This is a genomic window from Nonomuraea sp. JJY05 (assembly GCF_043496855.1).
In the GTDB taxonomy this organism is placed as follows: Bacteria; Actinomycetota; Actinomycetes; order Streptosporangiales; family Streptosporangiaceae; genus Nonomuraea.
Genome location: NZ_JBIEIS010000038.1, coordinates 127,296 through 136,506 on the forward strand (window position 1 = coordinate 127,296; position 9,211 = coordinate 136,506).

Below are 9,211 nucleotides of genomic sequence, written 5' to 3' on the forward strand. Positions count from 1 at the left end.
TGAGTCTTCCTCCTGTACAGCGGCCGTGACCGACCCGCCGCCCGACGGTCTTCAGGAGAGTCACGTACGGCGCCCGCCCGTCCTCACGTCAGCCGCTGCGCCTTGCTCAGCAGCCGCTGCGCCACCACGACGAGCGCCAGGAACATCCCGCTCACCACCTGCTGGAACGCCGACGTCAGGCTCCCCACCTGGTTGATCAGGCTCTGGATGACGCCGAGCAGCAGCACGCCGGCCACGGTTCCGGTGATGCCGCCCGCTCCCCCGGTCAGCAGGGTGCCGCCGATCACCACGGCCGCGATGGCGTCCAGTTCGAGGCCGATGCCGAGAATTGTCACCCCGGAGGAGAGCCGGGCCGCGTTCAACGCCCCCGCCAGGCCCGCGAGGAGGGCGGACATGACGTACACGTAGACCTTCGTGCGCATGACCGGGACGCCCATCAAGGCCGCCGCCTGTTCGTTGCCGCCGATGGCGTAGACGTTCTGGCCGAAGCCGGTGCGTTGCAGCAGGACCATCGCCAGCAGGGCCAGGACGATCGTGATGTGGACGGGGTACGACAGGCCGAGGAGCTCGCCCTGGCCCAGGGTGGCGAAGGCCGGATTTTTCACGAGATAGGTGGTGGCGCCCTCGTTCGAGATCGCCAGCATCAGCCCGCGCACGCCGAGCAGCCCCGCCAGGGTCACGATGAACGGCGCCATCCCCGTACGCGCGATGACCAGGCCCTGGAGCAGGCCGACCACCCCGCACACGGCCAGGGGCAGCAGCAGCGCCACGAACAGCCCGTACTGCGACCCGTACGCGGCCAGCACGCCGCCGAGCACGAACAGCGACCCCACCGACAGGTCGATCCCGCCGCTGATGATGACGAACGTCATCCCGATCGCGATGATCGCCAGGAAGGACGACGACACGACGACGCTGGCCGCGTTCTCCGGCGTGGCGAACGAGTCGAACGCCAGGCTGCCCACGATCACCAGCAGGCCGAGCACCATCATGGCGCCGTGCTGCTGGAGGATGCGGCTCACCTGTTCACGGTTCATCGGCGCTCCCGGGTGGCGTAGACGGCGGCCAGGATGATGACCGCCTGGACCATCTGGGTCCACGACTGCGGCAGGTTGTGCTTGATCAGCGTGGCCGACAGCAGCTGCATGAGCAGCGCGCCCATGACCGTGCTCAGCACCCTGATGCGGCCGCCGGTCAGCGGGGTGCCGCCGACCACGACCGCCGTGATCGCCGACAGCTCGATGAAGAGCCCGAGCGAGGTGGGGTCGCTGGCCTGCAGCCGGGCGGTGGCCAGCACCCCGGCCAGCGCCGCCAGCAGCCCGGAGATCACGTAGACGGTCAGGAGCACGCGTTTGACCGGCAGCCCGGACAGCTCGCTGGCCGACCGGTTGCCGCCGATCGCCACCACCTGCCGCCCGAACGTGGTCCGCCGCACCACGAACACCACGACCACCGTGAGCGCCACCGCGATGAGCACGATGACCGGGATCCCGGCGACCGAGCTGCTGCCGAGCGCGATCAGGTCCGGGTTGCGGAACTCGACGAGCTGCGGCACCAGGACGTTCGCCAGCCCGCGTACACCGACCAGCAGCGCCAGGGTGGCCACGATCGGCTGCACTCCGACGTACGCCACCAGCGCCCCGCCCGCCGCCCCGACCACGGCGCCTCCGGCCACGGCCACGATCAGCGCGGGCAGCCAGCCGTACCCGAGGTAGAGCACGACCAGCGCGGCCGCGAGCGCCATCACCGAGCCGACCGACAGGTCGATGCCCTGGGTGCCGATCACCAGCGCCATCCCGAGCGAGACGATCACGATGGGGGTGACCTGGACGAGCTGGGTGCGGAAGTTCGCGGCGTCCAGGAAGTGCGGGGTGAACAGCACGTTGAACAGCAGCAGCGCCAGCACCGCCGCGTACACGCCGTAGTCCTGGACCCAGGCGAACACGCGCGGCTTGAGCACCGCGACGCGCGCCTGCACGGTGAGCTCAGCCATCGCCCCGCCGCTCCTCGCCCGCCTGCCCCTCGCCCGCCTGCCCCACGGCCGCCTCGTCCGCAGCCGCCCGCTCCGTCGCCTCTTGATCCGTGAGCAGCTGATCCACGGGTTGATCCGTGAGCGGCTGATCCACGGCTTGATCGGTGAACGGCTGATCCACGGTGGTGTGCTCCGCGATCGTCGCCATGATCCTCTCCTCGGTGACCTCGTCGCCCGACAGCTCCCCGACGACCGCGCCTTCGCGCAGAACCAGGATCCTGTCGGCGCCCTCGACCAGCTCCTCCAGGTCGGAGGAGATCAGCAGCACCCCCAGCCCCTCCTCGGCCAGTTCGTCGATCAGCGCCTGCACCTCGGCCTTCGCCCCGACGTCGATGCCCCGGGTGGGCTCGTCGAGCAGCAGCACCTTGGGACGCACGGCCAGCCAGCGGGCGAGCAGCACCTTCTGCTGGTTGCCGCCGGACAGCTCCGACACCAGCTGATGCGGCGACGCGGCCTTGATCCTCAGCCGCCGCATGAAGATCTCGACCACCCGGTCGATCTTCGCGTCGGACACCACGCCCGCCGTCCCCAGACCGGGGAGGGCGGCCAGCGCGATGTTCTCCCGTACCGAGAGGGTCGGGATGATGCCCTCGGCCTTGCGGTCCTCGGGCAGCAGGCTCACCCCCGCCCTGATCGCCGCCGTCGTCCCTCTTTTGAGCGGCCGGCCCGCCACCAGCACCTGGCCGCCGTCGAGCGGGAGCGCGCCGACGATGGCCTTCGCCGTCTCGGTCCGCCCCGCGCCCAGCAGACCGCCCAGTCCGACGACCTCACCGGGCGCGATGGCCACGTCCACGCCGTCGAGAACGTGACGACGCGACAGCCCCCGCGCCTCGACCACGGCGGCTGCGCTCCCCTGCCCGTCGCCCCCGGAATCGGCGTAAACGCCGCCCACCGCCGCAGAGGCACCGCCCCCGCCGGACACCACCGCGGAGGCACCACCCTCGCTGCCCACCGCCGCGGAGGCATCACCCTCGCCGGACACGGCAGCTGGATCACCGCCGAAGGCCGCAGATCCCTCCGACGTCGGGAGTCCCGCCGGTGCCGCACGGGCTACCGGGCTCCCCGAGGCCGCGAGTCTCCCCAAGGTTGCGGGTCCCGCCGATGCTGCGGAGCTCGGTGGTGACGGTGCGAGCGTGGCGGTGCGGTGGCGGGTGCGGGAGAAGCGGGTGAGGCCGCCCGTACGGACCTCGTTCAGGTCGCGGCCCAGCATGAGCGAGATGAGCCGCAGCCGCTCCACCTCCGCGAGCGCCCCCGAGTGGGCGACACGGCCGTCCCGTAAAACCGTCACCTGGTCGCACACCCGGTACAGCTCGTCCAGCCGGTGGCTGACGTACATGACGGCGATCCCCGCGTCCCGCAACCGCCGGATCACCCCGAACAGCGTCTCCACCTCGCGCGGCTCCAGCGAGGACGTGGGTTCGTCCATGATGACCACCCGCGCGTCCACCGAGACCGCCCTGGCCAGGGCGACCATCTGCTGGGCTCCGACCCCGAGGGTGCGCAGCGGCCTTCGGACGTCGGTCGCGACCCCGTACCCGGCGAGAACGCGTTGCGCCTCCCCGTGCATCGCGGCCGCGTCGATCACCCCGAAGCGGCCGCGCGGCTCGCGGCCGAGCAGCAGGTTGCGGGCCACGCTCATCATCGGGACGAGGTTGACCTCCTGGTAGATGGTGGAGATCCCGGCGCGCTGCGCTTCCATGGGGGTGCCGAAGACGGCGGGAGCGCCCTGGTGGCGCAGCTCGCCGCCGTCCGGCCGGTACACGCCGGTGAAGACCTTGATCAGCGTGGACTTGCCCGCGCCGTTCTCGCCGACGAGGGCGTGCACCTCGCCCGGGCGCAGGGCGAGGGACACGCCGTCGAGAGCGAGTACGCCGGGGAAGCGCTTGCTGACCGCCCGGGCCTCGAGAACCGGTTCCAAGTCAGTACGCCTCACCGAGGGAGTCCTTGGCGTTGCCCGTGTCGTAGTCCCGGTCGGAGATGACCACCTTGTCCGGGATGGGCTGCCCGTCGAGGAACTTCTGGGCGGTCTCGAAGGCGAGCGGCCCGAAGCGGGGGTTCGACTCGATGACCGCGTGCAGCCAGCCGTCGGCGATGCCCTGGACGGCGCTGCGGGTGCCGTCCACCGACACGATCTTGATGTCGCCGGGCTCCTTGCCCGCGCCCTTCAGCGCGGTGACGGCGCCCAGGGCCATCTCGTCGTTCTCGGCGTAGATGCCGTTGATGTCGGGGTTGGACTGGATGAGCTGCTCGGTGACCTGCTGCCCCTTCTCGCGGGCGAACTCGCCCGTCTGCTCGAACGAGATCGTGATCCCGGGCGCCTTCTCCTTGACGCGGTCCTTGAAACCGTTCGTACGCTCGGTGGTGACGTTGTTGCCGGGGGCGCCGAGGAGGATGGCGACCCTGCTCTTGCTGCCCTCGCCGCCAAGCGCCTCGATCATGCGGTCGGCGGCGCGCTTGCCCTGCTCGTAGAAGTCCGAGCCGATGAACGTCAGGTAGTCGCTGCACGCCTTGGCGTTGATCTTCCGGTCCACCGTGATGATCGGGATCTTCTTGGCGGCGGCCTGCTGGAGGACCGGCTCCCAGCCGTCGGAGTTCAGGGGCGCGATGACCAGGAGCCGCACGCCCTGGGCGATGAGCTGCTGGACGTCGGTGATCTGCTTGGAGAACTGCGACTGGGCGTTGGTGACCTTGAGGTTCGCGATGCCGAGTTTGGCGGCCTCGTCCTTGATCGATTTGGTCTCGGCGATGCGGAAGGGGTTGGCCTCCTTCTCCGACTGCGAGAACCCGACCGTCGCCGTCTTGAGGTCGAACTTCGTCCCGCCGAACTGATCCAGCGTGCACGTCGGCCCGGCCGAGCCGGTGGGCGACTGCACGACCTGCTGCCCCGCCGTGCTCGCGGCGGCGGGCGCGCTCTGCGGCGCCTCCGCCTTGGCGCATGCGGCCGCGGTGAGGAGGACGGCCAGTGCTAATGCGGCTGTCCGGATATGGGGGGTCATGGCGTTCCTTTCCTATCAGGCCCGGCGCCCGGGCCACAGGGGCCCGGACGACCGGCGTTCACCCGCGAGCGCCGTGTTCACGCCCGAGGCTGAGGCGGGGCTTGGCGCCGCGGTTCGAGCAGGAGCTACGCACGTGGCTTCCAGACGCGGTGTCTCCCGCGCGCTGCCCCCGCGCTGTGTTTCAGGTGCGGTGTTTCAGGTGCAGGTTGGGTTGATGGCGCTCGTCAGGGCCGTGTTGGCGTCGTGTACGCGCTTCACGTCCGGCTTCATGACCGCCCGGTCGTACGTCATCAGGCCGTTCAGCTCGGTCTCCACGTCGGTGGTCTGGGTGTAGATCGCGGCGCTGAGCTGCTCGCAGGCGTGCAGTCGCTCGAGCTCCTTGACCATCCCGACGTACCGGGTGGTGAGGGCCTCCGGGTCGGGTTCGACCGCGTAGCCCCAGCCGCCGCCCGACCAGGTGTGGCCGATCAGCGGCAGGCCGAGCCCGCCGTACTCGCCGAGCACGTTCGCGCGCGTCCCCGACGGCTTGCCGGGGTTGCCGGGGCCCGGGTAGATGTGGAAGTCCTTGACGTCGCCGTTGCCGCCGTCGACCGCGCCGCAGCAGTTGATCCCGCTCATGTTGTTCACCAGGCGCGAGGGGTCCCAGCTCTTGACCAGATCGGCGATGCGCGCCTGGTCGTACTGGCCCCAGCCCTCGTTGAACGGCACCCACATGATGATCGACGGGCTGCTGCGGTGCTGGTCGACGAGCTCGCGCAGTTCGGCCTCGTACTGGGGTCTGTCATCCGTGCGGAACGCCGCCGGCATGTCCTGCCAGACCAGCAGGCCGAGCTTGTCGGCGTGGTGGTACCAGCGGTCGGACTCGACCTTGACGTGCTTGCGGACGGCGTTGAAGCCGAGCGCCTTGGTCTGCTCAAGGTCGTACCGCAGCGCCTCGTCGGTCGGCGGGGTGTAGATGCCGTCCGGCCAGAAGCCCTGGTCGAGGGGGCCGAGCTGGAAGACGGGCTGTCCGTTCAGCAGGATGCGGTTGCCGGAGACCGCGATGGAGCGCATCCCGAAGTAGGACTCGACCTTGTCGTCCTCGAGTTTGACCTCCAGGTCGTACAGGTGCGGGTTGTCCGGGGTCCAGAGCTTGGGGTTCGGCACCGGGAGTCTGAGTTCGCGGCCCACCTGGCCGGTCACCTTGCCCACGACGCGGCGGCCGTCCCTGGCGATGACCGTCGCCTTGCCGCCGGTTCCCTGGACGGTCACGTAGAGTGCCTGGCCGCGCAGGTCGGGCACGGTGTCGACGCGGTCGACGCGCTGCTTGGCGGCCGGCTCGATCCAGACGGTCTGCCAGATGCCGGAGTTCGCGGTGTACCAGATGCCGCTCGGGTCGAGCCGCTGTTTGCCGATGGCCTGGGCGCCGGCGTCGGTCGGGTCGTACACGCCGACGATCAGCTCCTGCGGGCCGCTGCGCCTGAGCGCGTCGGTCACGTCCACGGTGATCCTGCCGTAGCCGCCCTTGTGGGTGGTGACCTGCTTGCCGTTCACGTACACCGTCGACTGCCAGTCCACCGCGTCGAGGTGCAGCAGCAGCCGCTCGCCGCGCCACGAGCGGGGCACGTCGAACGTCCTGCGGTACCACATGCGCTCCTCGTGCCGGCCGATGCCGGACAGCTGCGACTCCACCGGGTACGGCACGACGATGCGCTCGGGCAGGTCGCGGCCGACGGGCGCGGCCTCGTCCGCCTTGGCCGGGGCGAACTGCCACGTGCCGTTGAGGCTGCGCCAGCGCTCCCGGACGAGCTGGGGCCGGGGATACTCGGGCAGCGGGGCGGCCGGGTTGACGTCGTCAGACCACTTCGTCCGCAGGATGTAGGCGGAGCCGTTGGCGACGTAGGCGTACGGGAAGGCTTCGACCGCGCTGCCGTCGGCGTAGGTGAGGCCGCCGGCGCCGTTGTAGGCGGCGCGGACGGTGCTGCCGGCCTTGGACGGGATCGGATACTTGAGCCTCAGCTCCACCGTCTGCGGATTTTTCAGGGTCGCGGAGCTGGTGGGCCACTTGGTGCCCGCGACCGTGACGTCCAGCTTGCTGATCGCGTCCGCGGGCAGAGCTCCCAGGGGCTTGGCGAACGTCAGCGTCGCGACGTCACCGGCCGCGACCACCCTGGCGTCGGACGGCCCGGGCGGCGCGAACCCCGCGGGCAGCGTGAACGCCTCCGCGGGCACGATCTGCTTCGGCTGACTCGGGCTCTGCCAGCGCAGGCGCAGGTTCGCGCCGCCGAAGTGCTCGAAGTACTCGACCTTGACGTCGTACTTCTTGCCCGCCTCCAGGGCGATCGGGGTGCCGGTCTGCTCCCGGTCCCAGTCGTCCACCCAGTGGTCGATGATCGGCTTGCCGTCCACCCAGAGTCGGAAGCCGTTGTCGCCGATGATGGAGAAGGTGTACGTCTCGGAGTACTTGGGCTGGATCTGACCCGTCCACCGTACGGAGACGTCGTCCTCCCTGCCGGTCAGCAGCCTGAACGTCGGATTCAGGTCTGTCAGCTCCAGGTTGGGGTCGACGACGCTTGCCTTCAGCTCGGCGAAGTCGAACTTCCCCGCCCCGGAGGCGAGGTAGTAGTCACCGCGCAGCCCGTTCGGGGCGGCGGCCTGGTCGGGAGCTGCGGCGGTGGCGGGGAGCGACGGCTGCCATAACAGTGACATCAGTACGGCCAGCGGGAACGCGAGGCGCTTGCGCACGGGGGGTCCTTTCGAGACGCGCCGATCAGGTTCGGACAGCTTTGACCCTGACACGCTCTCAAGTAAGCATCCGCGGACCGAGCCGGTCAAGATTTCCGATCAAATTCGTTCTCATACGATCAGAGGTGAACTCATCTTGGCGTGTCCACTATGATCGGGACGTGAGCGACACGCAGAGCGACGGACGCAGACCCGTGTTCGCCGCTGAGCGCCGGCAGCGCATCCTGGAGCTGGTGCGCGCCAACGGCGCGGTGTCGCTGCGCGAGCTCGCCCAGGCCGTGCACTCCTCCGAGGTCACCGTCCGCCGCGACCTGCGCGCGCTGGAGTCGGAGGGCCTGCTCAACCGCCACCACGGCGGCGCCACCCTGCCGGGCGAGCTGTCGCGCGAGGCCGGATACGCGCACAAGGTGTCGCTCGAGTCCGCCGAGAAGGCCGCCATCGCCGACCTGGCCGCCGCCCTCGTCGAGGACGGCGACGCGATCGTGATCGGGCCCGGCACCACCACGCAGGAGTTCGCCCGCCGCCTGACCAGGCACTCCGAGCTGGCCGTGGTGACCAGTTCCCTCCTTGTCGCCCAAGCGCTGGCGGGGTCGCCGCGGGTCGAGGTGATGCTCACCGGCGGCACGCTGCGCGGCTCGATCCTGGCCCTGGTGGGCAGCGCCGCCGAGCACTCGCTGGCGGGGCTGCGGGTGCGCCGGGCGTTCATCTCGGGCAACGGCCTGACGGCCGAGCGCGGCCTGTCGACGCCCAACATGCAGGTGGCGGGCGTCGACCGAGCGCTGGCGGCGGCCGCGGAGGAGGTCGTGGTGCTGGCCGACCACACCAAGGTCGGCGTGGACACGATGGTCCAGACGGTGCCGCCGGACCGGATCGACCACCTGGTCACGGACGACGCGGCACCCCGGGACGTGCTCGACGACCTGAGCGCCCGCGGCGTCCGCCTCCACGTCGCCCAATTCTGACCCTGCCACCGTCCAGCCGCCCGCGCGGCGCCCCTGTGCGGGTCCCGGATCCGGCCCCGGATCCGGCCCCGGCCCCGGCCCCGGGTGGACGGCCAGCGCGGGCAAGGGCTCGGCACGGAGGAGGGACGTAGAGCCACGTCCAGCCAGGCAGACGGGCACGGCCCAGACGGCCCCGGTCGGGGTCGGGCGGCGCGAGCGGGCGCGGGCGAGCGGGCGCGGGCGAGCGGGCGCGCGGAGGAACCGAATCAAGGTGCTGCAGGGCCGGCCCGCCGGGCATCAGTGGGCATCGTGCGCCAGCTCCGCCTCCCGGCCTCAGGGCCCGTCACGGTCGCCGTCCTCGGCCCTCGGCACGGCTGGGGGCTGGGGGGGCTAGGGCCAACGCCGTTCAGTTAAAGCGGGGGTCTGTTCGTCAAGGTCTATGAACGAGGAAGCGGAGCTGCTGTAGAAGAGGTGTGTCACTCCAAGACATCCTCACCACAGGAGCTCCGCTGTTGGAA

General features: G+C 70.6%; 6 protein-coding genes. 1 reads left to right on the top strand and 5 read right to left on the bottom strand.

All coding sequences use genetic code 11. From position 1 onward, the window contains the following. Positions 1–83: 83 nt before the first annotated feature. The 5 genes from ACFKCF_RS44390 to ACFKCF_RS44410 all read right to left on the bottom strand — a co-directional run bounded on the left by ACFKCF_RS44390 (position 84) and on the right by ACFKCF_RS44410 (position 7,752). Positions 84–1,037 (bottom strand): ABC transporter permease, encoded by a 954-nt coding sequence (locus ACFKCF_RS44390; RefSeq protein ID WP_394501396.1) that lies wholly within the window; start codon positions 1,035–1,037, stop codon positions 84–86. Then, positions 1,034–1,993 carry an ABC transporter permease gene (locus tag ACFKCF_RS44395; protein ID WP_394501397.1) on the bottom strand — a complete coding sequence of 320 codons (960 nt, stop codon included), beginning with the start codon at positions 1,991–1,993 and terminating at the stop codon, positions 1,034–1,036. Before ACFKCF_RS44395 ends, ACFKCF_RS44390 begins: the two co-directional genes overlap by 4 nt. Next, complete coding sequence (locus ACFKCF_RS44400; RefSeq protein ID WP_394501398.1) at positions 1,986–3,950, bottom strand: sugar ABC transporter ATP-binding protein; 1,965 nt, start codon at positions 3,948–3,950, stop codon at positions 1,986–1,988. The genes ACFKCF_RS44395 and ACFKCF_RS44400 overlap by 8 nt, the downstream gene beginning before the upstream one ends. Before the next feature lies 1 nt (position 3,951). Further along, positions 3,952–5,028, bottom strand: coding sequence for an ABC transporter substrate-binding protein (locus ACFKCF_RS44405; protein ID WP_394501399.1), 1,077 nt, complete (start codon positions 5,026–5,028; stop codon positions 3,952–3,954). A 195-nt stretch (positions 5,029–5,223) separates the two neighbouring features. Continuing rightward, positions 5,224–7,752 carry a PA14 domain-containing protein gene (locus tag ACFKCF_RS44410; protein ID WP_394501400.1) on the bottom strand — a complete coding sequence of 843 codons (2,529 nt, stop codon included), beginning with the start codon at positions 7,750–7,752 and terminating at the stop codon, positions 5,224–5,226. Positions 7,753–7,913: 161 nt separating this feature from the next. On the opposite strand from ACFKCF_RS44410, the gene ACFKCF_RS44415 reads away from it, so the two are divergent. Beyond that, positions 7,914–8,714 (top strand): DeoR/GlpR family DNA-binding transcription regulator, encoded by an 801-nt coding sequence (locus tag ACFKCF_RS44415; protein WP_394501401.1) that lies wholly within the window; start codon positions 7,914–7,916, stop codon positions 8,712–8,714. Positions 8,715–9,211: the final 497 nt, after the last annotated feature.

What these genes read in the sequence shown, in the direction of transcription:
- ACFKCF_RS44390 (WP_394501396.1), bottom strand. Translation starts at nt 1,037, where the DNA reads ATGAACCGTGAACAGGTGAGCCGCATCCTCCAGCAGCACGGCGCCATG.
- ACFKCF_RS44395 (WP_394501397.1), bottom strand. Translation starts at nt 1,993, where the DNA reads ATGGCTGAGCTCACCGTGCAGGCGCGCGTCGCGGTGCTCAAGCCGCGC.
- ACFKCF_RS44405 (WP_394501399.1), bottom strand. Translation starts at nt 5,028, where the DNA reads ATGACCCCCCATATCCGGACAGCCGCATTAGCACTGGCCGTCCTCCTC.